At 66.2% G+C, this 26,151-nt stretch carries 22 protein-coding genes and 1 pseudogene; 19 read left to right on the top strand and 4 right to left on the bottom strand.

Features of this window, described 5'->3' with window-relative positions; translation table 11 throughout:
* Window positions 1-110: 110 nt before the first annotated feature.
* Window positions 111-1,178: a phosphoribosylformylglycinamidine cyclo-ligase gene (gene purM / locus D7S89_RS08105; RefSeq protein WP_121277092.1), complete on the top strand. Its 1,068-nt coding sequence runs from the start codon at window positions 111-113 to the stop codon at window positions 1,176-1,178.
* Window positions 1,179-1,330: 152 nt separating this feature from the next.
* Here purM and miaA read toward each other — a convergent pair whose 3' ends face one another.
* Complete coding sequence (gene miaA / locus D7S89_RS08100; RefSeq protein WP_425470761.1) at window positions 1,331-2,290, bottom strand: tRNA (adenosine(37)-N6)-dimethylallyltransferase MiaA; 960 nt, start codon at window positions 2,288-2,290, stop codon at window positions 1,331-1,333.
* A gap of 17 nt (window positions 2,291-2,307) precedes the next feature.
* Window positions 2,308-4,344: a DNA mismatch repair endonuclease MutL gene (mutL, locus tag D7S89_RS08095; RefSeq protein ID WP_121277090.1), complete on the bottom strand. Its 2,037-nt coding sequence runs from the start codon at window positions 4,342-4,344 to the stop codon at window positions 2,308-2,310.
* Window positions 4,345-4,511: 167 nt separating this feature from the next.
* Here mutL and D7S89_RS08090 point away from each other — a divergent pair, with 167 nt between their 5' ends.
* The 3 genes from D7S89_RS08090 (at window position 4,512) to D7S89_RS08080 (ending at window position 7,771) form a co-directional block, all read left to right on the top strand.
* Window positions 4,512-5,204 (top strand): VTT domain-containing protein, encoded by a 693-nt coding sequence (locus D7S89_RS08090; protein ID WP_121277089.1) that lies wholly within the window; start codon window positions 4,512-4,514, stop codon window positions 5,202-5,204.
* 140 nt (window positions 5,205-5,344) lie between these two features.
* Window positions 5,345-5,971, top strand: a complete 627-nt coding sequence (locus D7S89_RS08085) for a ParB-like protein (RefSeq protein WP_121277088.1) — start codon at window positions 5,345-5,347, stop codon at window positions 5,969-5,971.
* 84 nt (window positions 5,972-6,055) lie between these two features.
* Window positions 6,056-7,771, top strand: coding sequence for a SulP family inorganic anion transporter (locus D7S89_RS08080; protein WP_121277087.1), 1,716 nt, complete (start codon window positions 6,056-6,058; stop codon window positions 7,769-7,771).
* 4 nt (window positions 7,772-7,775) lie between these two features.
* Here D7S89_RS08080 and D7S89_RS08075 read toward each other — a convergent pair whose 3' ends face one another.
* Window positions 7,776-9,563: a cobaltochelatase CobT-related protein gene (locus D7S89_RS08075; protein WP_121277086.1), complete on the bottom strand. Its 1,788-nt coding sequence runs from the start codon at window positions 9,561-9,563 to the stop codon at window positions 7,776-7,778.
* Window positions 9,560-10,792 carry an AAA family ATPase gene (locus D7S89_RS08070; RefSeq protein WP_121277085.1) on the bottom strand — a complete coding sequence of 411 codons (1,233 nt, stop codon included), beginning with the start codon at window positions 10,790-10,792 and terminating at the stop codon, window positions 9,560-9,562. Before D7S89_RS08070 ends, D7S89_RS08075 begins: the two co-directional genes overlap by 4 nt.
* Before the next feature lie 523 nt (window positions 10,793-11,315).
* Here D7S89_RS08070 and D7S89_RS08065 point away from each other — a divergent pair.
* The 15 genes and pseudogenes from D7S89_RS08065 to D7S89_RS07995 all read left to right on the top strand — a co-directional run.
* Window positions 11,316-12,002 (top strand): sterol desaturase family protein, encoded by a 687-nt coding sequence (locus D7S89_RS08065; protein ID WP_245982754.1) that lies wholly within the window; start codon window positions 11,316-11,318, stop codon window positions 12,000-12,002.
* 117 nt (window positions 12,003-12,119) lie between these two features.
* Window positions 12,120-12,857, top strand: a complete 738-nt coding sequence (locus D7S89_RS08060; RefSeq protein ID WP_121277083.1) for a methyltransferase domain-containing protein — start codon at window positions 12,120-12,122, stop codon at window positions 12,855-12,857.
* The gene (locus D7S89_RS08055) at window positions 12,845-13,798 is read left to right on the top strand and encodes a class I SAM-dependent methyltransferase (RefSeq protein WP_220702130.1); all 954 of its coding nucleotides are present in this window, start codon (window positions 12,845-12,847) and stop codon (window positions 13,796-13,798) included. Before D7S89_RS08060 ends, D7S89_RS08055 begins: the two co-directional genes overlap by 13 nt.
* The gene (locus tag D7S89_RS08050) at window positions 13,795-14,934 is read left to right on the top strand and encodes a M50 family metallopeptidase (protein WP_147426614.1); all 1,140 of its coding nucleotides are present in this window, start codon (window positions 13,795-13,797) and stop codon (window positions 14,932-14,934) included. The genes D7S89_RS08055 and D7S89_RS08050 overlap by 4 nt, the downstream gene beginning before the upstream one ends.
* 18 nt (window positions 14,935-14,952) lie before the next feature.
* The gene (locus D7S89_RS27390; RefSeq protein ID WP_183085122.1) at window positions 14,953-15,126 is read left to right on the top strand and encodes a hypothetical protein; all 174 of its coding nucleotides are present in this window, start codon (window positions 14,953-14,955) and stop codon (window positions 15,124-15,126) included.
* A gap of 87 nt (window positions 15,127-15,213) precedes the next feature.
* Complete coding sequence (locus D7S89_RS08040) at window positions 15,214-16,146, top strand: MbnB/TglH/ChrH family RiPP precursor modification enzyme (RefSeq protein WP_220702129.1); 933 nt, start codon at window positions 15,214-15,216, stop codon at window positions 16,144-16,146.
* The gene (locus tag D7S89_RS08035) at window positions 16,143-17,015 is read left to right on the top strand and encodes a hypothetical protein (protein WP_121277080.1); all 873 of its coding nucleotides are present in this window, start codon (window positions 16,143-16,145) and stop codon (window positions 17,013-17,015) included. Before D7S89_RS08040 ends, D7S89_RS08035 begins: the two co-directional genes overlap by 4 nt.
* 2 nt (window positions 17,016-17,017) lie before the next feature.
* Window positions 17,018-19,519, top strand: coding sequence for a lantibiotic dehydratase (locus tag D7S89_RS08030; protein ID WP_121277079.1), 2,502 nt, complete (start codon window positions 17,018-17,020; stop codon window positions 19,517-19,519).
* Window positions 19,516-19,845 (top strand): DHCW motif cupin fold protein, encoded by a 330-nt coding sequence (locus tag D7S89_RS08025; RefSeq protein ID WP_121277078.1) that lies wholly within the window; start codon window positions 19,516-19,518, stop codon window positions 19,843-19,845. The genes D7S89_RS08030 and D7S89_RS08025 overlap by 4 nt, the downstream gene beginning before the upstream one ends.
* Window positions 19,846-19,938: 93 nt before the next feature.
* Entirely contained in the window at window positions 19,939-21,618 is a 1,680-nt protein-coding gene (locus tag D7S89_RS08020; RefSeq protein ID WP_121277077.1) for an AMP-binding protein, read from the top strand.
* Window positions 21,619-21,654: 36 nt separating this feature from the next.
* Window positions 21,655-22,821: a bifunctional 2-methylcitrate synthase/citrate synthase gene (gene prpC / locus D7S89_RS08015; protein ID WP_121277076.1), complete on the top strand. Its 1,167-nt coding sequence runs from the start codon at window positions 21,655-21,657 to the stop codon at window positions 22,819-22,821.
* 28 nt (window positions 22,822-22,849) lie between these two features.
* Window positions 22,850-23,677, top strand: coding sequence for a c-type cytochrome (locus D7S89_RS08010; RefSeq protein ID WP_121277075.1), 828 nt, complete (start codon window positions 22,850-22,852; stop codon window positions 23,675-23,677).
* 7 nt (window positions 23,678-23,684) lie between these two features.
* The gene (locus D7S89_RS08005; protein WP_121277074.1) at window positions 23,685-24,347 is read left to right on the top strand and encodes a chromate transporter; all 663 of its coding nucleotides are present in this window, start codon (window positions 23,685-23,687) and stop codon (window positions 24,345-24,347) included.
* On the top strand, window positions 24,344-24,883 hold the full coding sequence (locus tag D7S89_RS08000; protein ID WP_121277073.1) for a chromate transporter: 540 nt from the start codon (window positions 24,344-24,346) through the stop codon (window positions 24,881-24,883). Before D7S89_RS08005 ends, D7S89_RS08000 begins: the two co-directional genes overlap by 4 nt.
* A 55-nt stretch (window positions 24,884-24,938) precedes the next feature.
* A pseudogene (locus D7S89_RS07995) lies at window positions 24,939-26,006 on the top strand (3-deoxy-7-phosphoheptulonate synthase); the annotation flags it as partial.
* Window positions 26,007-26,151 lie beyond the last annotated feature (145 nt).

The raw sequence follows: 26,151 nt of genomic DNA, 5'->3' as shown, positions 1-26,151 counted from the left end.
GTGTGTTGGGGATCCCCGGGATCGACAACCGTATAGGGGACCGCGGTAAGCACTAACCCCGGATCGACATCGGGTAAAATCGCATTTTACCGACCTTCTTGCTCCTCCCCATGAATCAACCGAAATCCGCTCCGGATGCGCAGACTCCGGCCCAAGGTTTGTCGTATCGCGACGCGGGCGTGGACATCGACGCCGGCGACGCGCTCGTCGATGCGATCAAGCCGTTTGCGAAGAAGACGCTGCGCGACGGCGTGCTCGGCGGCATCGGCGGGTTCGGCGCGCTGTTCGAAGTGCCCAAGAAGTACCGCGAACCGGTACTGGTGTCGGGCACGGACGGCGTCGGCACGAAGCTCAAGCTCGCATTTCATCTGAACAAGCACGACACGGTCGGCCAGGATCTCGTCGCGATGAGCGTCAACGACATCCTCGTGCAAGGCGCCGAGCCGCTGTTCTTCCTCGATTACTTCGCTTGCGGCAAGCTCGACGTGGGCATCGCGGCCACCGTCGTCAAGGGCATCGCGCAAGGTTGTGAGCTCTCGGGCTGCGCGCTGATCGGCGGCGAGACGGCCGAAATGCCGGGCATGTATCCCGACGGCGAATATGACCTTGCCGGCTTTGCGGTCGGCGCGGTCGAGAAAAGCAAGATCATCGACGGCAGCACGATCGCGGCGGGCGATGTGGTGCTGGGTCTGGCGTCGAGCGGTATCCACTCGAACGGCTTTTCGCTCGTGCGCAAGATCATCGAGCGCGCGAATCCCGATCTCTCGGCGGACTTCCATGGCCGCTCGCTGGCCGATACGCTGATGGCGCCGACGCGCATCTATGTGAAGCCGCTGCTGGCGCTGATGCAGAACATCGCTGTGAAGGGCATGGCGCACATCACGGGCGGCGGGCTCGTCGAGAACATTCCGCGCGTGCTGCGCGATGGGCTGACGGCCGAGCTGCACAAGGATGCGTGGCCGATGCCGCCGCTGTTCGCATGGTTGCAGCAACACGGCGGGGTCGCCGATGCGGAAATGCACCGCGTGTTCAACTGCGGGATCGGGATGGCGGTCGTCGTCGCAGCGGCCGATGCCGATGAAGCCGTGCGTCAGTTGACTGCAGCCGGTGAGCAGGTGTGGAAGATCGGTACCGTGCGTGCAAGTGGGGAAGGCGAGGCGCAGACGGTCGTGGTCTGACATTGGTTGACCGACGGACTGATTCGTCGGTCAGGCAATCGAAGAAAAACAAAAAACCGCTCGGTGTTGTTGGCCGAGCGGTTTTTTTTCATCGCTACTGTCGGTGTGCCGAGTGACGGCAGGAAGGAGGCGCTGTCGCTGTCCCGTGTTGGCTACCCGGCGTGCCCCACCACCGCCTCGATCGCCTGCACGGCATCGTGCGTGGCAGTCTCGGCACAGCAATCGACGATCACGCGCTCGGGCATCGAGCGCAGCCACGTGAGCTGGCGTTTGCACAGCTGGCGCGTCGCGAAGACGCCCTTGTCGCGCATCGTCGCGTAGTCGATCGCGCCGTCGAGATACTCCCATGCCTGCCGATAGCCGACGCAACGCATCGACGGCAAGCCTGCGTGCAAGTCGCCGCGCGCACGCAAGTGCTTCACTTCATCGATAAAGCCAGCTTCGAGCATGGCATCGAACCGCGCCGCGATGCGCTCGTGCAGTACGGCACGATTCGAAGGTTCGAGTGCGATCGGCACGAAGCGATAAAGCGCACCCGCGGCGTCGCGTTCACGTTCACGCTCGGACGCGTCGAGCAGTGCCGACATCGGCTGCCCCGTCAGCATGAACACCTCGAGCGCACGTTGGATGCGCTGTGCATCGTTCGGCGCAAGCCTCGCTGCCGTCGTGGGATCGATGCCGGCGAGACGCGCATGCAGCGCCGGCCAGCCTTCACGCGCAGCGTCGGCTTCGAGCGAAGCACGCACGGCCGCATCGGCCGACGGCAACGCGTTCAGGCCTTCCACCAACGCCTTGTAATACAGCATCGTGCCGCCCACGAGCAGCGGCACGCGTCCGCGCGCACGGATCTCATCCACGAGCCGCAACGTGTCGGCGCGAAACTGAGCGGCCGAGTAGGCATCCGCAGGGTCGACGATGTCGATCAGATGATGCGGCACGCTCGCGCGTTCCTCGGCCGTCGGCTTGGCCGTGCCGATATCCATGCCGCGATAGACGAGCGCCGAATCGACGCTGATGATCTCAGTGGGGTGCCGTGCCGCGAACGCCAGCGCGGCAGCCGTCTTGCCCGACGCGGTCGGGCCCAGCAGGCAGGCAATCGCAATCGTCGTCATGCTGTGCTTGGGATCGCTCATTGCCCGCGCATGAACAGCCGGTCGAGATCGCCCAGCGTCAGCTGATACCAGGTCGGGCGACCGTGATTGCATTGATCGGCGCGCTCCGTTGCCTCCATCTGCCGCAGCAGCGCGTTCATCTCGTCGAGCGTGAGCCGACGGTTCGCGCGCACCGCATGATGGCAAGCCAGTGTGCCCAGCAACTCGTGCTGACGTTCGGTCAGCACGCGCGAGCCGCCGTAGGCATGCAGATCGGCGAGCACCGCGCGGGCGAGGGTCGGCAAGTCGGCGTCCTTGAGCAACGCGGGGACGGCGCGGATCGCGAGCGTCGTCGGCGACAGTGCGGCCAGATCGAAGCCCAACGCGTCGAGCGTTTCGCGCTCCTCTTCGACGGTGCCGATCTCGACGGCGTCGGCCGGCATCGACAGCGGGATCAGGAGCGGTTGCACGGCGATCGTGCGCTCGGCCAGCGCGCGCTTGAACTGCTCGTAGAGAATGCGCTCGTGGGCGGCGTGCATGTCGACGATGACGAGGCCGCGCGTGTTCTGCGCCAGCACGTAGATGCCGTGGACCTGGCCGAGCGCGAAGCCGAGCGGATGGTCGTCGGCGGCATCGAACGACGGCGCCGACGGCTTGAGGCCGCCATAAGCGAACGGCGTGCCTTCGTCGCGCGCTTCGAGCATGGCGGCGCCATCGAACGGCAGGCTCGCGCCCGCATCGCCGGGTGCGCTGCTTGCGGGCGCGATACCGGCTGAGCCGGACGAGTCCTTGCGGCCGAACAGCGCGTCATACAGTGCGAGCGGCTGCCCGACCGGTAGCGTGCCTTGCGTCATGCGCGCATCGCGCATCCAGAACGTGCCGGTGCGGCTCGTGACGGGCGAGGCCGATATACCGCTGCCGGCCGCGGCAGGGCCGGCAGCGATGTGGCTCGCGCCAGTCTCGCTCGCTTGCAGATGAGCAGCGTGGCCGCCAGCCGTCGTCTCGGGCGAAGCCCCCGCATGACGCGCGAGCGCGCGCTGCAAGGCATGGAACACGAATTGATGGATCGCACGCGAATCGCGAAACCGCACTTCGATCTTCGACGGATGCACGTTCACGTCGACCGCCTCGGGCGGCAGGTCGAGAAACAGCACATACGACGGGTAGCGGTCGCCGTGCAGCACGTCTTCATAGGCCGCACGCACCGCGTGCGTGAGCAGCTTGTCGCGCACGAAGCGGCCATTGACGAAGAAGTATTGCTGATCGGCGCGGCCGCGGCTCGCGGTCGGCAAGCCCGCGCAGCCATACAGCGCGAGCGGCCCCGCTTGTTCGTCGAGCGGCAAGTGGGCGAGCGCGAACGCTTCGCCGAGGATCTTCGCGACGCGCGTGGTCGGCTCGCTCGCGTTCCAGTGCTCGAGCGCGCGACCGTTGTGCAGCACCGAAATCGACACGTCGGGCCGCGCCAGCGCCGCGCGGCGGATCATTTCGACGCAATGGCCGAGCTCGGTCTGCTCGCTCTTGAGAAACTTGCGGCGCGCGGGCGTGCTGAAGTAAAGCTCGCGGATCTCGATCGTCGTGCCGACCGCGCCGGCAGCAGGCGACAAAACGCCGGTTTGCGCGTCGATGCGCGTCGCGTGCGGCGCGTCCGGCGTGCGGCTCGTAATGAACGTTTCGGCCACGGAGGCGATCGAGGCAAGCGCTTCACCGCGGAACCCGAGCGTCGCGACCGATTCGAGTTCGGCCAGCGAACGGATCTTGCTCGTCGCATGGCGCATGAGCGCGAGCGGCAATTCTTCGGGCGGCATGCCGCAGCCGTCGTCGGTGATCGAGATGCGTTTGACGCCGCCACCGTCGAGCAGAATGCGCAGCGTCTTCGCGCCCGCGTCGAGCGCGTTTTCGAGCAGCTCCTTGACGACCGAGGCCGGCCGCTCGACGACTTCGCCGGCCGCGATCTGGCTGATCAGCTGGTCGGGCAACGGCTGGATCGTGCGGCGCATGGCAGGTGCCGACGGCATGGGGCGCGCGGCGTCCGTGGCCGGTTCGGCGTCGGACGGCAGATCGGGAAATTCGGACATGGCGCGATTATAGCGGGCCGCTTGCCGCGTCGTCGGCCACGCACCGGGCCCGCCACGCCACCGATTCCTCCGATTTGGCGGCGTGGCCGGGCAGTTTCGGTATCATGGCGCGATCCACCTCGCCTGCGCGGCCGCGAGGTGTCGTTGACCGCACTACTCGAGAAGGAATGCACTTGGACACGCTGCTTCATTTCGCCACTTTGATTCTCCACATCGACAAATTCCTCGACCAATTTGTCCATCAATACGGCGCGTGGGTGTACGCGGTGCTCTTCCTGATCGTGTTCTGCGAAACGGGGCTCGTGATCCTGCCGTTCCTGCCCGGCGATTCGCTGCTGTTCATCGGCGGCGCGTTCTGCGCGACAGGCCAAATGAACCTCGCCTCGCTGATCGGCCTGCTGCTCCTGGCGTCGATCGGCGGCAACAGCATCAATTACCTGATCGGCAAGGCGATCGGGCCCAAGGTTTTCAACACGCATATTCCCGTGCTCGAGCGCTTCCTCGATCGCGCCGCGCTGCAAAAGACGCATGACTTCTACGAGCGCCACGGCGGCAAGACGATCGTGCTCGCGCGCTTCATCCCCGTCGTGCGCACGTTCGCGCCGTTCGTCGCGGGTGTCTCCGGGATGCGCGCTGGCCGCTTTCAGGCGTTCAACGTCGCGGGCGCGGCGCTGTGGGTGTTCTTGCTCGTGCTGGCCGGCTACTGGTTCGGCAATATTCCGTTCATCCGGCAGTACCTGAACGTGATCGTGCTGGTCGGGGTCGGCGCGGCCGTCGTGCCGGTCGCGCTCGGAGCGTTGTGGAAGATCTGGCGCAAGCGGGGCGCTGCGCCGATCGCGCGCAATTCGGGCAGCCGGTGAGGCGCGTGCCGCACGGCACCGGCATGGCAAAGGGCGTCGCGGCGTATGCGTGACGCCCTTTTTGTTTGAGCATCAGTGGTATATCAACTGTTCATCGCGGCGGCGCGAACGCGCAATGGCCGGCAACCTGAGGAGAGAGAATGAACCATACGAGCGCCGACGTGCACTTGATTACGACCAAGCTCGAGAAGCTGCGGCCCACGCAGATGACGGTCGGCTACTTCGAAGTCACGGCCAAGCGGGAGCACTGGAAGACGCTCGACAAGAAGGCCCGCGCGCAGGCGATCGCGACGCACTGGTTCCCGGCCGTGCACGGGCCGGGCAACGAGTACTTCGTCGTCGACCATCATCATCTTGGGCTTGCGCTGATCGAGGAGGGGGTGCAGACCGTGCAGATGATGGTGCTGAAGGATCTGTCGTGGCTCGAGCCCACGATGTTCTGGCGTGTCATGGAGCATAACCAGTGGGCGCACCCGTTCGGGCCCGACGGCACGCGTCACGATTACGATCATTTGCCCGATTCGCTGACGGGGCTGACCGACGATCCGTATCGCAGCCTCGCCGGCGAGCTGCGCCGCGCGGGCGGCTATGCGAAGGATGCGACGCCATTCAGCGAATTTCTCTGGGCCGACTATCTGCGGTTGAAGATTTCGGCGAAGCGCCTGCAAAAGAACTTCGACAAGGCGCTCAAGGATGCGCTCGCGCTCGCGCACGGCGACGATGCGCGCTATCTGCCGGGCTGGTCGGGCAAGTTCTCGGCCCACTGATCGACGCATCGCCGGCGCCGCCCGCATCGCATGAGCGCGGCGGCTCATTTTCGATCCACGTCTTCACGCGCATCCACTCCACTCATGACCATCGACACGGGACACGCCGCCGCGGCGCATCTGCAGAATCCGGCCCACTACGCGCAGCCGGCGGAGCCGCCGCCGCCCGGACGGCGCGTCGTCATGGACGTGCTGGCAGGCCTGTCGATCGCGGGGCTGCTACTGCCCGAGGCCGTCGCTTATGCCGGCATCGCGAACCTGCCGCCGCAGGCGGGGCTCGTCGCGTTGCTGGCCGGGCTGCTCGTCTATGCGGCGATCGGCAGCAGCCGGTTCGCGATCGTCTCGGCGACATCGTCGTCAGCCGCGGTGCTGGCTGCGACCGTCAGCGCCACACACGGCGACGGCGGCGCCCAGCTCGCGGTGGCGGCCGCGCTCGTGGCGGCCACCGGGCTGCTGTTCGTCGGTGCCGGTCTCGCGCGCCTGGGCGGTATGTCCGACTTCATCTCGAGGCCGGTGCTGCGCGGCTTCGCGTTCGGTCTCGCGCTGACGATCACGATCAAGCAGCTGCCCACGATCCTCGGCGTGAGTTCGCATTATGCCGACGTGCCGCGCGTGGCCTACGATCTGCTCGCGCAACTGCAAGCGTGGAACTGGCACAGCGTCGTGCTCGGGGCCTTGTCGCTCGCGATCCTGTTCACGCTGGGCGGGCGCACGCGCATTCCGGCCACGCTGGTCGTCATCGTGCTCGGCATCGCGCTCGGCTATTGGGTCGATTGGCACCACTGGGGCATCAGGGTGGTGGGCACGATCGATCTGAACAATGTGCGTTTCGGGCTGCCCGCGTTCGAGCGCACGGAGTGGCTGCAAACGGCCGAGCTCGCCTTCGCGCTGATGCTGATTCTGTACGCCGAGTCGTACGGCTCGATCCGCAGCTTCGCGCTCAAGCACGGCGATCAGGTGGTGGCCAATCGGGACCTGATCGCGCTCGGCGGCGCCAACATCGTCTCGGGGCTGCTGCAGGGGATGCCCGTCGGTGCTGGCTATTCGGCGACGTCGGCGAACGAGGCGGCGGGCGCGCAGACGCGCCGGGCCGGCGCCTGCGCCGCGATCGTGATCGCGCTGATCGTGTGGCTGCTGCTGCCGCAGTTGGCTCGCACGCCCGAGCCCGTGCTCGCGGCGATCGTCATCTATGCGGTCAGTCATTCGCTCCATTGGGAGGTGTTCCGGCCGTATTGGCGGTGGCAGCGCGACCGGCTCGTCGTCTTGGCGGCGCTCGCGGCCGTGCTCGTGTTCGGCGTGCTGCATGGCCTGCTCGTCGCGATCGGCGTGAGTCTGCTCGTCACGCTGCGCAATCTGTCGGAGCCGACCGTCAGCGTGCTGGGCCGCTTGCGCGACAGTCACGATTTCGTCGACGTGTCGGCGCATGCCGACGCCAAGCCGATTCCCGGCATCGCGATCGTGCGTCCCGAGGTGCCGCTGTTCTTCGCCAACACCGAACGCGTGCTCAGCAAGGTGCGCGCGCTCGTGGCCGCGCAGCCAGTCAAGCCGCAGACGGTCATGCTGAGCCTCGAGGAGACACCCGATGTCGACGGCTCGGCGATCGAATCGTTGCGCATCTTTGCGGCGGAGCTGCGCTCGCGTGATCAAAGGCTCGTGCTCGCGCGCCTGAAGCCGCGCGCTCTCGCGGTGCTGGCCCGAGCCGCCGACGAGGACACGCTGCAGGCCGACGCGCTGCGCGAACTGAGCGTCGACGAATGCGTGCAGTCGATCATGGGGCCCGCAGGGAAGGGCGCCGCTTAGCCGCCTACCGGTCGAGCAGCATGCGGCTCAGCACGCCGAGCACGGTGGACGGCAGCTCGGCGAGCCGGCTCACGACGATGTTGTGCGGGTAGAACGACTCGACCGCATCGGTCAGGATGCCGACGCCGACGAGTTCGATGCCACGTGAGCCGATCGCCGCGACGCGTGCGCGCAAGTCGCTGCGCAGCACCTGCGGATCGCCGTCGCCCGTCGACGGGTAGCCGTCGGAGAACACCATCAGGATACGGCGCGCGGCGCGCTGCTCGGCCAGCCGGGCGGCGGCCCAGGCCAGCGCTTCGCCGTCGGGATTCTCGTAGCCGCAGTCGATGCACGCGAGGCCGGCGAGGTCGGGCGAGCCGAAGCGTTTGTAGATCTTCAGATCGAGCCGTTCGACGAAACGGTTGTAGCGGCTCAGGTCGGCGCCGGCGGCACGCTGCCGTTCGAGCAGTGCCTGCATCGGCGCGCAGTCGACCGAGCTGTAGCCGAGCACTTCGCATTCGAACGACAACTGCGTCAGTGCATCGGCGAGGGCCGCCACGCAGAGCCGCGCGAGCTCGATCTTCCTGCCCGCCATCGAACCGCTGCGGTCGAGGAGCAGCGTGATCGCCACGTCGCGGCCCTTGGTTGCGCGCAGCGTCCGAAACGGCGTGCGGTAGCCCGGTGATGTCGCGAGCTTGGCCAGCGCCGCGCGGTCGATTTCGCCGCGCTCCTGCTCGCGGCGCCAGCGGACGCGCTCGTCGGCGCTCAGTGCGCGTTCGAGGCGGTCCTTCAGCGGCGCCGTCTGGGCGCGCGCGGCTTGCCGCAGCGCGCGCCAGGCCGCAGATTCCCCCGCGCCGGTCAGATCGGTTTCGACGTCGAACTCGGTGGCCAGCGGGATCGACAACTGCGGGCGGGTGCCAGCCGTTCTACTGCGCGGCGCACGGCCGGCCATGTCGCCTGCCTCGCCGGCTTCGTCGAGCGCCGCTGCGCCGAGCGGCGAGCGGCCCATGCCGACCGCTTCGCGCGACGAATCGGCCGATGCGCGTTCGGTGAATTCCGCTTGGGTGCCGTCGGCCGCAAGCGGAGCTTCGAGTGCGAACGTGTCGTCGAACGATTCGAACGTGGCCGCCGCACGGTCGGTTTCGATGTCTTCGGCCGTTTGCGTCGTGAACATCATGTTGTTCGCGCCACCGGCCGACAGCGCACGCACACGCGCGACGATCGCCTGCGCGCGCTCGATGCTTTCGCGGCTCGAGCGACTGGTGCGCGCCGCGTCGATCAGTTCGCTGGCCGCGTGCAGGGCGGCCGTCAGTGAGTAGCTTTGCGCTTCGATCGCGGTCGGCGCTTCGTTCCATAGCGCGCGCTCGATGCGCCACACCAGGCGGGCGCGCCAATGCAAGCGTGGCCAGCGCTGCTCCGCCTGGCGCGCCGCATGTGCCCGCAGCGCGCCGAGGAACCAGCGCGCGCCGGGATAGCTTTCGATCAGCAGCCGCGCGACACGGCGGTCCTCGATGACTTGCGCGAGCTCGGCCGTCACGCCGGGCGGCTGCGCGGCGAGCGCGTCGAGCGACGAATGCTTGGCGCGCGCGGCGAGCAGATCCAGATAGCCGACGAGCACATCTTTCTCCAGCGCTTCGTCGGCAGCACGATCGGGAATCACGATACGCCCCTGTTCGACGCGCGGGCCGTCGGGGCTGAATGCGACCGAGACGCCGTAGCGTCCCGTGATGACACGCGCGATCTTGCCGAGCGTCGATTCGAAGGCGAAGCCCTCGGGCTCGCGCGCGGCGCGTGCGGCACGGGCCGTGCTCATGAGCTCGGTGCGATGTGGTGACGCACGATCGCGCGGATGAACGCCGCGTCTTCGGGCGCGACCTTCGCGTAGATGGCGGGCTCGGCCGCGCGCTCGGGGTCGCCCGTGCGCAGCATGAGCTCGGCCCAGTCGATCAGCCGCCGTGTCGAGAATGCGCTCGACAAGTCTTCGCGCATGAACGCCGCGCGGCATTCGGCGGCGATGCTGGCCAGCGTGTCGGCGAGCGGCCGCGTCATATGCGGCGCGAGCGTGCGCACCAGTACATCGGCTTCCTCGTCGGGCGATAGATAGTCGATGCGATAGACGCGCCAGCGATCGAGAAACGCTTCGTTCATGAGGTTGGCACCCTGGTACAGATGCCGGAAGCGGCTCATGGCGCCGACGGCATTGGCCGTTGCGAACAGGCGGAAGTCGGGATGCGGCTCGACGATCTCGTGGCCTTTCTCTTTCAGCACGAGGCGTCCTTGCGGTTCGAGCACGGCGGTCAGCGCGGCCAGGATCGAGGGCTCGGCGAAGTCGATCTCGTCGACGATGAGCCACAACCCTTCGCGCATCGCCGTGGGTAGCACGCCGTCGACCCAGATCGTCTCGCCGCCCTTGACGGTCCAGAAGCCGACGAAGTCGCCGGCCGTCGTCTGTCCGTTCATGTTCGAGCGCAACACGCCGTAGCGTGCACGGGCGGCCACCTGCTCGATGAAGCTCGTCTTGCCGGCGCCCGTGTGACCGATCAGCATGACGCGCTTGTTCTCCAGGATGTCTTCGACGATGTCGTCGAACCGTGGCGAGAACAGGTAGGCCGGATTGATGCGCGGCACCAGCGCATGGCCGGCGCCGCAGGCGAGCTCGATGGTGCCGATGCGCACGGTGTCGGGCAGGGGAGAGTCGCCGCCGTCGCTGCGTTCGCCGTTGTCCCGCTTGGCGGCGCGGTAGTTGGCGGCCACGCGCGCAAGCTCGCCCATGAATGCGACGCGCGCATCGGCGGTCTGTTCCCGCAGTGGGGCGTGTGCGTCAAGAACGAAGCCCTCGCGATGCCACTTCTTGAGCTTCGCGCGCAGGTTCTCGGCATCGACGACGAGATCGATGTCGCCCGGCGTGTCCCCGATGCCTTGCTCGATGCGATAGGTCTGCGGACGATCGCCGATCGTCACGCGCCACCATTGCTCGCCCGCTTCGGTAGAACGGCGATAAAAGCCGAGCGAATCGCTCTCGGTAATTTCAGGTGAATTCATGGCATTGGCCGGTAATTGTGACCAGGATTACGTGGCGCGTCATTTTCAACAGGCATAAATGGTTGATGAACCTATATTTTATAGTAGGTTGACGCCGGAAAAATCGCCCGCTTGCGTTTCCACATGGAAACAATTGGACAAGCCCGGCAAGCATCTTGCGCCGGTAATGGTTAGTGTTTATCGTAGCTGCGCATATGCTTATCAGTTCTATGTATAAATCGTAGCTTCCAATGATCGCAGAAGGTCTCGCCGCTATTGCGGCGATGAATTGCTGCATTATCCGATGAGAGCTGCGAATGGCATCGCTTCTTTTTAAATGCACTGACGTAGCCTGAAGGAGGATATTTTGAAATCGTTGCTACCTCCGACGATCAGCATGTCATTGATCGTCTCGGTTGGAGTCTTTGCGGCCTTCTTTATCCTCGAGCGAATCTTTCCGCGAATTATTTTCGAGGGTAATAAGCGCAGTCGATTGGTCAATAATTTTGGCCTCGGCATAACCTATAAGATCATATTCTCGCCGATGGTCATTGCGCCGCTCGTGCTCTATATCGTGCGCGATGTCCCGTATCGCTTGCATCGGCCGGACTGGTATCACGGCGTGCTCGCGGTCGTCATCGATTTCATGATCCTCGACCTCACGCATTTCTTGCAGCACATGCTGGCGCACCGCATTCCGCTGTTGTGGCGCTTCCATGCCATCCATCACATCGACGAGCATCTCGACGTGACGACGGGCATCCGCAATCACTTCGCCGAGAAGTTCTTCGCGCTCGCCACGAAGCTGCCCGTGCTGTTCCTGCTGGCGGTGCCGCCCGAGACCGTCGGGGCCTACGAAGCGTTCGTGTTCTGCTATGGCATCTTCCACCACAGCAACATCCGCCTGCCGGACCGGCTCGAGCAGTGGCTCGGCAAGGTGCTCGTGACGCCGCTTTATCACAACATCCATCACGGCCGCACGCAGAATTTCACCGATTCGAACTACGGCGCCATCCTCAGCGTCTGGGATTACTTCACCGGCACGCGCTGCGCCGTCACGCGCCGTCCGCCCGGCTTTACGAACGGGCTCGACGAGCATCCCGACTACTCGCTCGCCGGGCTCCATCTGCTGCCGCTCCTGCCGATCAGCGTGAAGCATTGGGGCGATGTGTGGTTCGGCGGCAAGCGCCGCCGCAGCGGTCAGCGCGACATCTTTCAACCGCATCCGTAGCGCCGGGCCAGTCAGCCCCCGCAGTTCCTCAAGGCCGTCCGTGCCGCGCTCTTTCCGCGAGAGCGCCGGCAAGGGACGTGTCGCCCCCGAAATCAAGCAGCAACGACAAAGGTGAGTATGGACACCAACCTGAAAGTCGCCTCCGTCGGCGACTCGATCGTCACGGGCAACGCCGCATGGACGTTCGCCGGCGAAACGGCCAAGCACTTCGACGACCACGTGTCGAAATCGGTGCCGCGCTATGCGGAAGGTCATGAGCTCGTTGCGGAAATCAGCGATTTCTTCGTGAGCGCGCATTCGGTCTGCTACGAACTCGGTTGCTCCACGGGCGCGCTCACCCGCAAGCTCGCGCGGCGCCACGGACCCACGGCCAAATGGATCGGCATCGACGTCGAGCCCGACATGATCGCGCAGGCCCGCAAGACGGCCGCGAACGAAGCGGACCCGATGGCGAACGTGAACTTTCTCGTCGACGACATCAACCTGCATCCGTATGAGAAGAGCGACCTGATGGTCGCGTACTACACGGTGCAGTTCGTGCGGCCGCGGCTGCGTCAGGCGCTCATCGACAAGGTCTACGAGAGCCTGAACTGGGGCGGCGCCTTCCTGATGTTCGAGAAGGTGCGTGCGCCCGATGCGCGCTTTCAGGACATCTCGGTGGCGCTGTACAACGAGTACAAGCTCAAGCAGGGCTACGACTGCGAGCAGATCATGCAAAAGACGCGCAGCCTGAAGGGCGTGCTCGAGCCGTTCTCGACGGCCGGCAATGTCGACATGCTCAAGCGCGCGGGCTTTTCCGACGTCGTGACCGTCTTCAAGCACATCTGCTTCGAAGGTTTCCTATGCATCAAGTGAGTGAAACGAGCGAAGCGCAGCTCGACTCGGTGCGCGACTATCTGCGTGCGGTTGGCGTCGAGGACGATTACGCATGCGCCGAGCAGCCGTGCGACGTGTGCGGTCACACGCACTTCGCCACGCTGGTCGAGGAGGTCGAGATCGGGCAGGGTCGGCGCTGGAAGTTGCCGGTCGTCATGTGCGAGACGTGTGGCTTCGTCATGCAGAACCCGCGCTTCGAGCCCGAGTTCTATGACGCGTATTACCGCAAGCACTACCGCGTGAACCTGTTCGGCGCAACCGAGCCCGAGCGCGCGTTCATGGTCGATCAGCTGCGGCGCGGCGAGCGGCTGCTCCAGTCGCTCGAGCCCTACCTGCCGGCCACCGGGCGCTTGCTCGACGTCGGCTGCTCGGCGGGCGGCCTCATGGTGCCGTTCGCCAAGCGCGGCTGGGAAGTGCTCGGCACCGATCCCGACGCAGGTTATGCCGAATACGGCGCCCGTCATCTGAAGCTCACGATCGAGACGGTCGGCGCCGAGGATATGGTGTTGCCCGAGGCGCACTTCGATCTCGTCGTGATCACGGGCTCGCTCGAGCACGTGCATGACGTGAATCGCACGCTCGAGCTGTGCCGGCGCGCGACGCGCGAAGGCGGGCTGCTGTTCATCGAAGGGCGCGCGCTGCGCGGCGGCGTGGCGCTCGGCACGTTCAGCCATACGCATCGGCGTTATCTCACGTTGCGCAACATCGGTCTTTTGATGCGCAAGCACGGCTGGGAGCCGATCCTCTCGACCGACGAGCCGCTGACGGGGCCGACGCGGCCTGGCGGTGTCTACGTGCTGGGCCGGGCGGGCGAGCCGATGAGCGCGGACGCGTTCGCGCTAGCGGCACGCGAAGGGGCGGCCGAGGAACGGACGAAGGTGCGGGCAGCCGTCGCCATGCTGCCGGGAGCGCGCAGTTGAACCAGGATCTCGCTCAGCGAATCGTGGGCGGCTACACCCGCTTGCGCGAGGATCTCGACATCGAGACCCTCGCGGAGCCCGGTCAGCCCGAGCGCTTCGTGCTACGCGATCGCGACTCGGAAGAGTCGTTCGTGCTCGGCAAGCGCGAGCTGCTCGTCGCGCGCATGTTCGACGGAATTTGCTCGATCGACCAGATCGTCGAGCGGCTGCGCGAGGAGCACGCGGTGCGCGCGTCGGCGGCGACCGTCAAGCAATTCGAAGAGCGCATGCTCAAGCTAGGCATCCTGACCGATCCGTTGCAGCCGTCGGCTGCGCGCGTGGCCAAGCCGCGCTCGCAATCGGCCGGCATCACCTACGGTCCGTTCAAGCGCGTGCTGATGATCACGCTGTTTCGCTTCGATCCGCACGAGCTGCTCGACGCGATGATGGCGCGCATGCCGTGGCTCGCGACGCGCACGGCGTTCGGCGCGTTCGGTGTGCTCGTCATGGCCGCCTGCGTGCTGCTCGGGTTGAACGGGCACGCGTTCGCGCACGATCTGGTCACGGTCTATTCGACGGGCTTCGCGTGGATTCCGATTCACTACGGGGTCGTGATCGCGTCGATCGTCGTGCACGAGTTCGGCCACGCGTTGGCGTGCCGGGCCTATCGCGTACGCGTGACGGAGATCGGGGTGGCGGTGTATGTCGTCATCGCGACGGGTTGGGCGTGGCCCGTGCAACGTGAATGGAGCCGCCTCGACAAGACGGCGCGGGCCGTGACGATTTTCGCAGGCCCGTTTGCGAGCCTCGTGTTCGCCGCGGTAGCTGTCTTCATCTGGGAATGGGCCGCACCGGGTAGCGCGGCGCGCTACGCGGCGACGGTCGCGATTGCCAGTCCGTCGCTCGCGCTGATTCCGACACTGCTGCCGATCTTCAACGGCGACGGCTATCTAGCGATGACGGAACTCCTGAACATGCCACGGCTTCGGCAGCGCGCGTTCTCGGCCTTCATGGCGTTCGTGCGCGGACGCCCCGTGTCGCTCACGCGGCGCGAGACGCTGACTTACACGGCCATGGTCATCGGCACACTCGGCGGTTGGCTCATCGTGTGGGCCAACGTCGCACGCATCGCGGTTTCTGCTTTTCAACCCCACTGACTGTTGACGGAGGATCTCATGAACGACACGACCGTTTCCCAAGAGCAGAGCCAGCTCGCAGCCGACGTGCAAGCGAACGCCGCACCGCAGAACGCAGGCACGTGCGAAGGCAAGCCGGCCGACGCGCTGCAGGACTTCGAAGACTTTTCGCTCGACGACATCGAGGTCATCGAAAGCAAGGTCTTCGCGTGATGCAAACGCACGCCCCTGTGCCAACGCGTGGGTAACTGCGTTGCGCAAGACCCACCAGGTCGGGGGCGTTCCTTTTCCGGAGCAATCATGACATTTGCGAAGCCGTCCGCCATCGGCGTCGGGCTGCAATACAACCCAGAGATTCTCGACTGGTTTCCTTTCGAGGATATGGAAGTCGACGTGTTCGAAGTGCTGCTCGACAACCTGATGGGTCCGCTCGACGGTCCGTATCTGATGCGTCCCGCCGCACGCGAGCAACTCGAGAAGATTCGCGGGCGCGGCCGGCTGCTCGCGCATTCGAACTACGGCTGCGACTTCGGCTTTGCGCCGCTCGAGGAGACGGCCGCGTTGCGACGCCATGTGCCGCTCGCCCAAGCGCTCGAAAGCCCGTGGGTCGCCAACCACTGCTTCTACGGCGACAACTCGTGGCTCGACATCTGGAGCAGCCCGGTCCAGTTCTCGACCGCCGAGATCGAGCGCTGCGCCGCGCGCGCCGCGGCCGTACAGGAAGCCTACGGCATGCCGCTCGCGCACGAGAACGCGGCCTACTACATGCCGACGCCCGGCGCGCAAATGCGCGAGGCCGAATTCATGGCGCGGCTCGTCGAGCGCTCAGGCACGTTCCTGCACCTCGACCTGCACAACATTTATACGAACTCGGTGAACCTCGCCGGGTTCTCGTGTGCCGACTACCTCGACACGATTCCGCTCGATCGCGTGATCGCGATCCACCTCGCGGGCGGCAGCTGGTATGGCGGCAGCTATCACGACTGGCACGACAGCAAGGTGCCGGAGCCCGTATGGGACCTGCTCGAAGACGTGCTTTCGCGCGCCGAGCCGGCCGCCGTGATCCTCGAATTCCAAGGTCAGGCGCATCACGACGGCACACGCGTGCTGGGTCAATCGACGGCGCAGGCCGATCACGAAATGATCGCGGGCGACCTCACCCGTGCGCGCGAGATCTGGAATCGCCATAAGGGCGCGCAGCACGACATGTCGACGATCGCGGAGCAAGCATGAACATGAACGCACAAACGGTCTGGCTCACCTGGCGCCGCATCATGTGCGAGCAGCCGCTCGCCGAGGCCGTGCTCGCGGGCCGGGTCGACGATCTGCAACAGCGCTTTTCGCTGACCGACGACGAATACGCGGTCGCACGCGAATACGCACACGAATCGTCGGGCGCGCGCTGGTTCGTCGAGAACTATCGCTTCCGTATGCGCAACTCGTTCCTCAATGCGCTCGAGAACGGCGCGCCGTTGACGCTGCGTGCGTTGCTGGCCGATGGTCACGACGTGCGCGAGCTCGGCGCGCGCTTCCTGGACACGGTGGGCTGGCGCGACTACGGTCCGTTCGTCTACACGTACTGTGCCGAGGCGCTGACCTTCCTGCGGCACGATGCTCAAGCGGTGCGCGTGGCCGGCATGAGCGATTTGATGGGACTCGAAGCGGCAGCCGTCGCGATGCTGCTGCGCGTGGGCGCGCTCGACGAAGCGACGCGAGCGCAAGCCTTGGGCAGCACAGCCGCATCGGCCGCGCAGTTCGATGATGCGAGCGTCGTGTGGGTGCGTTCGCCGTATTGCGAGCTGTACCGCTCGTCGACGCAACTCGCGAAATGGCTGCGTGAGAAGGGCACGCTCGGACGTGAGCCGTTGCCGGCGGTGCCTGGCGTGTATGTCGCGTACTACGCCGACGACGTGCGCACCCATCGCTTCGGCATGCTGCCCGAGCGTGCGGCTCAGATTGTCGACGCGCTCGAACATGAGGCAGATCGTGCCGCGCTGAACGAGCGACTCGTCGCGCGCGGCATGGCACCGGTTACAGAAGCTGACGCGCGCGCGTTCGAGCTGCTGCGTCAGTGTCGCGCCATCGACGTCTCGCGGGGATAACCATGTCGCTTTCGTCGTTCTTCTGGATGCGCTCGGCAGGCTTTCCGATCAGCTGGCTCGAGCGTTTCGCCGTGCGGCTCGATGAGCAAGAGGTCGCGCGCTTTCACGCGCTGACCGAATCGATCGAGGCGCGCATCGAGCGTATTCGCGAGGGCCTGCTGAAGGCCGGCTCGCCCGTGGCGCTGAAGGTCGTGCGCAAGCTGACCGAGGGCATGCCGTTGACGGCCAAGGACTGGCCCGCCGATCAAACGGCACTGGCGGCTGCCGAGCTCGAGCCACTCTATGCCGAACGCGCCGAGCTCGTACAGCTCGGCGTGGCGCTCGAGGCGAGCTTCGGTACGGCTGCGACCCAGGCGCGCGGCGCGCTGTTCGAGACGCTGCGCGACCCGCTGCTGCGCGAGGCCGTGTTCCTGTCCAATCCGAGCGCGCTCGAACGCGTCGAGACGTTGGCCGAGTGCTCGCCCGAGCGCGTCGACAACCGCATGCGGCAGCGTTTGCGATTGGCGTGGAGCTATGTGCAGCGGCTGTGCGCGAAGAACGACACGACGAGCTTCTTCGGACCGATCGCCTGGGGCGAGTTCGCGCCGGCCGATGGGGCCGACGGAAAGGCCTCGTCGTTCGAGGTGACGTTCGGCGAAGGCGGTTGGATCGGCGAGCGGCGCACGTACTTCGAGCATTGGGTCATCTCGCGCGTCGCGACGGCCATGTCGGAAGACCCGGTGCTCGGCGATACGCTGCCGATCTCGTTGTCGCCCGCCTGCGCACTGATCGAAGGCGCGTTGCACGCCCCCGGCAATCGGCGCATCGCCGTCGACGGCGCGCTCCTTGCCGTCCTCGACGAACTCGAAGCTGAACGCGCTCATGGCATCAAACGTGCGCTGCTGCGTGAGCGCTGCATCGCGCGAGGTTTGAGCGAGCAGAACGTCGATGCCGCCATCGACAGCGTGCTCGCCAAGGGCATCGCGGCGCGCGGCGTGCGCGTCGCGGCCGGCCTCGGCGATCCGCTCGGCGCCTTGCGTGCCTATCTTGCGCATCTCGACGCGGGCCATCCGCGCACGCGCTTTTGGCGCGAACTGTTCGAGGCGCTGGAGCGCGAGCGTCTGCGCTTCGCGACCGGCACACTCGACGAGCGACGTGCGGCGCTCGCCGATTGCGAGACGCTGCTGGCCGAGAACGGCATCGACGTGAGCCGTGAACAAGGCAAGATGTACGTCGGCCGCTTCCCGTTCTATGAAGACTGCGCGCGCAATGTGCGTGTACGCATCGCGGGTGAGGTGAGGCGCGCGATCGACACCGAGCTCGTGCCGTTGATGGCGCTCTACGATCGCCTGGCCGGCGCCATCGCCACGCAGGTCTCGGCTGCCTACGTGCGCATCCGCACGAACGGTGATGTGGCGGTGCGGCACGACTTGCTGTCGTTCGCACGCGAATTGCAGCGTCATCGCGTGGCCGAGGAGACGGTCGCCGCACTGCGTCCGCTGCTGCGCGCAGCGTGGAGCAGCGTCGTGGCCGACAAGCCTGCCGTCGACGGCGAGATCGCGCTCGATGCGGGCGACCTCGAGCGGCTCGTGTCGGCGTTCGAGCAGGCGGGCTTGCAAGCGCACGACCCGCTGCCGCTCGGCACACGCGTGCATTCCCCCGATTTCCTGATCGCGGCTGCCAACGTCGAGGCGATCCGAGCGGGCCAGTTCGACCTCGTGATCGGCGAAGTGCATCCGACCGTGCATACGGTATCGCAGCCCGTGGCGCAGCCGTTCTGTCCTTACCAGGACAGCGTGCGTGACGAAGTGCGGGACACGCTCGGCAATTCGCGCATGGTCGCGGCCGATTCCGACAGTACGTACCAGCGTTCGCACATCGACTGGCTCGATGTGCCCGAGCTGTGGCAAGTCGAGATGCCCGGCGCCAGCGCGCGCGTGTCCGGCGAGCGGCGGGTGCCGGCTGCGCGGCTGACGCTGATCGAACGCAGCGGCACGCTGTTCGTCGAAGACCGCGCGAGCGGTCTCACCGAGCACCTGCTGACGGTGCTGCCGGGCGACTTTCATCGCGCTGCGTTCGCGCTGGCCGCCGACGTGCTCGGCGCGGGCATTGCCGAGCGCATCCGCCTGGGCCGCACGATTCTCAAGCGCCGCACCTGGACGCTGCAAGCGAGCGAGCTGCCGGTTGCCGAACGCGTCGGCGAAAGCATGCCGGCGTTCCTCGCGTGGCGACGCTGGGCCAGCGCGCAGGGCCTGCCGCGCCATATTTTCGTCAAGGCCGACACCGAGCCCAAGCCCGTATTCGTCGACTTCGACTGCCCGCTATCGCTCGATGCGCTAACCTCGGTCGCGGCGCGTGCGCAAACGCTCGGCGTCTCGGAGATGCTGCCGGCACCGCACCAAGTGTGGCTCGCCGACGAGCGCGGCGCGTTCTGCGCAGAGTTCCGCACCTCGATCGTCGGCAGCACCGGCGCGGAGGGCGCACCTGCGCATTTCCCCCAACAACACGAAGAAGCATTGCTATGAAGATGAGCGAAATTCCGTTCGGCGTGACCGACTGGTCGGGCGTCGAGCGCACGGAGCACAAGGGCGAGACGGGCATGGCGTACTGGCGCACGCGTCAGTTCGGCGACATTCGCGTGCGTGAGGTCGAGTACACGCCGGGCTACCTGGCCGACCACTGGTGCTCGAAAGGACACATCCTCTACGTGCTCGAGGGCGAGCTCGACACCGAACTCGACGATGGTCGCTGCTTCACGCTGAAGGCCGGCCAGAGCTATCAGGTTGCCGACAATGCCGAGCCGCATCGCTCGCGCACGGCGACCGGCGCGAAGCTGTTCATCGTCGACTGACCGACTAACCGATTGATCTAACCGGCGGCCCTCGTTCCGAGGGCCAAGTGCCATGCCACCCGCTTCGTTGTGTTCGATTCACGGAGAAGCCTCATGAGTGACAGCCAAGCCGATTTGCCGCGCCGTGACGCCAATTTCGCCGCGCTCACGCCGCTCGATTACATCGCGCGCGCGGCCGAGGTGCACGGTGACAGACTGGCCGTCGTGCATGGCCCTGTGCGCCGCAACTGGCGCGACACCTATGCGCGCACGCGGCGCCTTGCCAGCGCGCTCGCGCAGGCCGGCGTCGAACGCGGCGACGTGGTGGCCGTGTTGATGCCGAACACGCCCGCGATGGTCGAGGCGCATTTCGGCGTGCCGATGGCCGGTGCGGTGTTGGCCGCGTTGAACCACCGGCTCGATGCCGCATCGCTCGTCTACATGCTCGAGCATGGCGGGGCGAAGGTGCTGCTCGTCGATGCCGAGTTCGCCGCGCGCGCGCTCGAGATCGAGGCCGCCTGTCCGAACTTGCGTGTGATCGTCGACACCGATCCCGTCGCGCCGGGCGCGTTCTCGCTCGATCGCATGCGCGGCTGGACCAATTACGAGGACTTTCTCGCCGGCGGCGATCCGCAGTTTGCGTGGCTGCGTCCGCTCGACGAGTGGGATGCGATCGCGCTGAACTACACGTCGGGCACGACGGGCAAGCCCAAAGGTGTCGTGCTGCATCATCGCGGCGCGGCGCTCAGTGCGCTCAGCATCGTGCTCGACTGGGACATCCCGATGCACCCGGTGTACCTGTGGACGCTGCCGCTGTTTCACTGCAACGGCTGGAGCTGCGCGTGGGCACTTGCCGCGCGGGCGGGGGTGAACGTGTGCTTGCGGCGCGTCGACGCCGCGCTCGTCGTCGATCTGATGTGCAGCGAACGCGTCACGCATTATTGCGGCGCGCCGATCGTGCAGACCCTGGTCGCCGACGAGATCGACGCGCGGCTCGGTGAGTGGCATGCGCGCAGCGCGCGAGCCGTGCATGCGTTGCTGGCCGGCGCGGCACCTTCGCCGACCTTGATCAAGCGGCTCGAAACGCTCGGCATCGTGCCGTCGCATGGCTACGGGCTGACCGAGACCTACGGTCCGGCCGCGATCTGCGTGCCACGCGACGAATGGGACGCGCTCGATCCCGCAGAGCGTGCTGCCAAGCGCGCGCGGCAGGGCGTGGCCTATCAATTGCAGCGCGGCTTGTCGGTCCGGCACCCTGAGACGCTAGAGCCTGTGCCGGCCGACGGCACGACGATCGGCGAACTGATGTTCCGCGGCAACCTGTGCATGAAGGGCTATCTCGCGAACCCGGAGGCGACCGACAAGGCGTTCGCCCATGGCTGGTTCCATACCGGCGATCTGGCTGTGCAGTGGCCCGACGGCTATGTGCAGATCAAGGACCGCAGCAAGGACATCATCATTTCGGGCGGCGAGAACATTTCGAGTATCGACGTCGAGAACGCGCTGTATCAGCACCCGGCCGTGGGCGCGGTGGCCGTCGTCGCGATGCCCGACGAGAAGTGGGGCGAGGTGCCGTGCGCATTCGTCGAGACGCGCCCCAACATGCAGGTGACCGCGGACGAATTGATCGCGCACTGCCGCACGCGGCTGGCCGGCTTCAAGATGCCGAAGGCGATCCGCTTCGAGCCGCTGCCCAAGACGTCGACGGGCAAGATCCAGAAACACGAATTGCGCGCTCGGCTCACGGTCGTGTTGCGCGAAGCCGTTGCCGAGACTTCCGTTTCCACTCAGTAATCAAGCCAGCATCAAAAAGCACAAGGAGAACCCACGATGGATGAGCGTGCGATTGCATCGGAGCCCGTTGGCTTCAAGCCCAAGAAGTCCGTTGCGCTGTCAGGCGTAGTGGTCGGTGATTCGCGCCTGTGCACGGTGGGCCGCGCGGGCAACGACTTGCACTATCGCGGCTACGACATTCTCGACATCGCCGACGTGTGCCAATTCGAAGAGATTGCGCACTTGCTCGTGCACGGCAAGCTGCCGAACCAGGTCGAGCTCGCGGCCTACAAGGCCAAGCTCAAGTCGCTGCGCGGCCTGCCCGCGGCCGTCAAGGACGCCCTCGAAGCGACGCCGGCCAGTGCGCACCCGCTCGACGTGATGCGCACGGGCGTGTCGGTGCTCGGCACGGTGCTGCCCGAAAAGGACGACCACGGCATCTCGGGTACGCGCGACATCGCCGACCGCCTGATGGCCTCGCTCGGCTCGATGTTGCTGTACTGGTATCACTTCAGCCAGAACGGCCGGCGTATCGAGGTCGAAACCGATGACGATTCGATCAGCGGCCACTTCCTGCATCTGCTGCACGGCCGTCCCGCGCGCGAGGAGTGGGTGCGCGCGCTGCACACGTCGTTCAACCTGTACGCCGAGCATGAATTCAACGCGTCGACGTTCACGGCACGCGTGATCGCGAGCACGGGCTCCGATTTCTATTCGGCCATTACGGGCGCGATCGGCGCGCTGCGCGGGCCCAAGCATGGCTGCGCGAACGAAGTCGCGTTCGAGATCCAGAAGCGTTACGACACGCCGGATGAAGCCGAAGAGGACATCCGCCGTCGTATCGACAAGAAGGAAGTCATTATCGGCTTCGGTCATCCCGTCTATACGGTGGCCGATCCGCGCCATCAGGTGATCCGCTCGGTCGCCGAGCGCCTGTCGAACGCAGCGGGCAGCCGCAAGATGTTCGAGATCGCCGAACGCATCATGCACGTGATGCGCGATACGAAGAAGATGTTCCCGAACATGGACTGGTTCTCGGCCATCGCGTATCACCAGATGGGCGTGCCCACGGCGATGTTCACGCCTATCTTTGCGATCGCGCGCACCTCGGGGTGGAGCGCGCATGTGATCGAGCAACGCATCGACAACAAGATCATCCGCCCGAGCGCGAACTACGTCGGTCCCGACAATCTGGCCTTCGTGCCGCTCGATGCGCGTCCATGACACCAAGATTCACGCGAGGAGATTCTCAATGCAATTGAAGCGAAAGCATGCGCCGACGCTTGCGCTGGTCGCCGTGCTGTCGGCGTTGGCCGCCGGCGCGGCGTATGGGGCCGACGATCTCGATGCGCGCATCGCTGCGCTGAAGCCGGGACCCGACACCGATGCGATCGTGCTCGGACGCAACATCACGTTCGACACGCCGCGCTACGCACCGGGCCACGTGCCCGGCAACGCGATGTCGTGCGCGAGCTGCCATATCGGCGGCGGGATTCAAGCGAACGCGTCGCCGTGGGGCGGCATCACGGGGGTGATGCCGGCGTACAGTGGGCGCAGCGCGACCGTCGAATCGCTGTCGCAGCGCATCAACAACTGCTTCGTGCGCTCGGAGAGTGGTACATCGCTCGCGTTCGATTCGCGCGAGATGAACGGCCTGCTCGCTTACATGGCGTTTCTGTCGCGCGGCGTAAAGGGCGGCGAGTATGTGCCGGGCCGCGGCATGGGCAAGATCGAGAACATCTCGAAGATCGCTCCCGATCGCGTGCACGGTAAGGCCGTTTATACGCAGCAGTGCGCGTCGTGCCACGGCGCGAACGGCGAAGGCATGCAGGCGGGCGGCACGTTCGCGATTCCGCCGCTGTGGGGCGACGCGTCGTACAACATCGGCGCGAGCATGGCGCGGCTCAGCCCGGCCGCGGCGTTCATCAAGCACAACATGCCGCTCGGCAAGGGCGATACGCTGACTGATCAGGAAGCGGTCGATGTGGCGGCCTATGTCACGCAGCAGCCGCGTCCGGACTACGCGCCCAAGGTCGACGATTGGCCCAAGGGCGGCAAGCCTTCCGACGCACGCTACTGAGCACGCGATGCGAGTCGAGAGCACCGCCCCCGATCTGAGGACGCTCGCCGAGCCCGGCGCGTCGTCGCGCGAACGCGTGCCGGCGCCCGTTTCGGCGGCCGCGCTGTTCGTCGCGTTTGCGACGATCGGGCTGTGCGGCTTCGGCGGCATCTTGCCGTGGGCGAGGCGTACGCTCGTCGATACGAAAGCATGGCTGACGGACCAGGAGTTCACCGAACTGCTCGGCTTCGCACAGGTGTTGCCAGGCGCGAACGGTACGCACCTGGCCGTCATGTTCGGCGCGCGACGGTGCGGTTGGCGCGGGGCTCTGGCTGCCGTCACGGGCCTCTTGATTCCGCCGTTCGTGATCCTCATCGCGCTCGCGCTGCTTTATCGCTGGTACGGCAAGCTGCCCGAGGTGCATGGCGCGCTCAAAGGGATGGCCGCTGTGGCAGCGGGTCTCAGCATCGAGACGGGCTTGCGCCTGGCGCGCGCGCTGACACGTCGCATTCACACGGTAGTGCTGGGTTTGCTACCGTTCGTCGCGATCGCCGTGCTGCATCTGCCGCTCGTGCATGTGATGGTGGTGCTCGTGCCCGCGGCGATCGTCTGCGAGTTCGCGATGCGCAAGCACGCGAGTTGGGCGGCCAGCCGCATCGAGGGCGGTAAGCAGGGAGGGGGCTCGGCATGAACCTGAGTCTGACCCGCCTGCTGGCACTGCATTTCTTCCTGATTTCGCTGATCGCGTTCGGCGGCGCGAGTGCGGTGCTGCCGGAAATGCATCGCTTTCTCGTCGACGATCTGCGCCTGATGACCGATCAGGACTTCATCGCGCTGAACGCACTCGCGCAGGCGGCGCCGGGGCCGAACGTGCAGATCGTGGCGATGTACGGCTTCTGGGTCGCGAGCGTGCCCGGCGCACTGGTCTCGATCGGCGCGATGTGCGGGCCGACGTCGCTGCTCGCGTTCGCCGTCGAGACGCTCGGCGCGCGCCACAGCGGCACGGAATGGCACAAGCTGATTCGCCGCTCGCTGGCGCCGCTCACCGTAGGGCTCGTGCTGGCGACGGGCTGGATGCTGTCGGTCGGCGCCTCGCACATGGACGAGCGCTGGGTGCGCACGCTGCTGCTGACGGCAGTGGCGACGGGCGTCGCGATGACGCGCAAGCTCAATCCGATCTATCTCATTGCGGCGGGCTGCCTGCTTGGCGCGGTGGGGCTCATTTGACGCGACGCCGGCGTACGCGCGCCGCATGCAACGATCATCATCGAGGACCGAGGACATGAACGAAGACCTTCATCAAAGCGGTGCCTATTACGGTGGACGGATTGCGCACGTCGCGCCGCTGCCATCGCCCGCCGAGCTGTCCACCGTGTTGCCCGGCGCGGCGGCCGGCGATACCGTCGAGCAGGCGCGGCGCGCACTCGGTGCGATCGTAGCGCGCGACGACGATCGTCTGGCGCTCGTCGTCGGACCGTGTTCGATCCACGACGTCGATGCGGCGCTCGTCTATGCGGAGAAAATCGCGGCGCTGCGACGCGTGTATGCGGACGATGTCGAAATCGTCATGCGCGCGTACTTCGAGAAGCCGCGCACGACCGACGGATGGAAGGGCCTGCTCAACGACCCGCTGCTCGACGGCAGCAGCGACGTGCGGCTCGGCCTGCGGCTCGCGCGGCGCCTGCTCATCGACATCAATCTGCTCGGCGTGCCGACGGCGACCGAATTCCTCGAGCCGGCAGCCACGCATTTTCTGAGCGACCTCATCGCGTGGGGCGCGATCGGCGCGCGTACGACCGAGTCGCAGATCCATCGGCAGATCGCGTCGGGGCTGCCGTGCCCGATCGGCTTCAAGAACGGCACCGACGGCAACGTGTCGATCGCAGCCGATGCGCTCAAGGTGGCGAGTCGCCCGCATCAGTTCCTCTCGGCTGCGCCCGACGGCACGCTGGCGACGATCAGCACGACCGGCAACGCCGCGTGCCACCTGGTGCTGCGCGGTGGCAAGGAGCCCAACTACGACGCGCAGAGCATCGCGCAGGCCTGTGCCGCGCTCGCGCAGCGCGGCCTGCCCGAGCGCGTGGTCATCGATGCCTCGCACGGCAACAGCCGCAAGCGCCACGCGAATCAGCTGCTCGTCAGCGATTACCTGGCGCGGCTCGTGGCCGAGGGCAACGAGGCCGTCGTGGGCGTGATGATCGAGTCCAATCTCGTCGATGGCCGTCAGGACCTGCGTGCGGGCTGCGAGCTCGTGTACGGGCAGAGCATCACCGACGCGTGCATCGGCTGGGCCGACACCGAGCGCGTGGTCGAGCAGCTGGCGGTGGCCGTGCGTCGTCGGCGCACGGCCAGCCAGGCCCGGCGCGAGCGACTCGGCAGTCTCGGCAATCTGGACGGCGCACGCCTTTCAGCGCTGTCAGACGTTTCCGCTGCGACTACGCTCGACGCGCGGTAGGAAACAATCGGCGCGGCAAGGGGGCGACAACATTCGTTGC

This window comes from Trinickia fusca, assembly GCF_003628145.1.
Taxonomy (GTDB): Bacteria; Pseudomonadota; Gammaproteobacteria; order Burkholderiales; family Burkholderiaceae; genus Trinickia; species Trinickia fusca.
The sequence above is the reverse complement of the archived record's forward strand: the minus strand, read 5'-3'. Positions and strand labels throughout refer to the sequence as shown.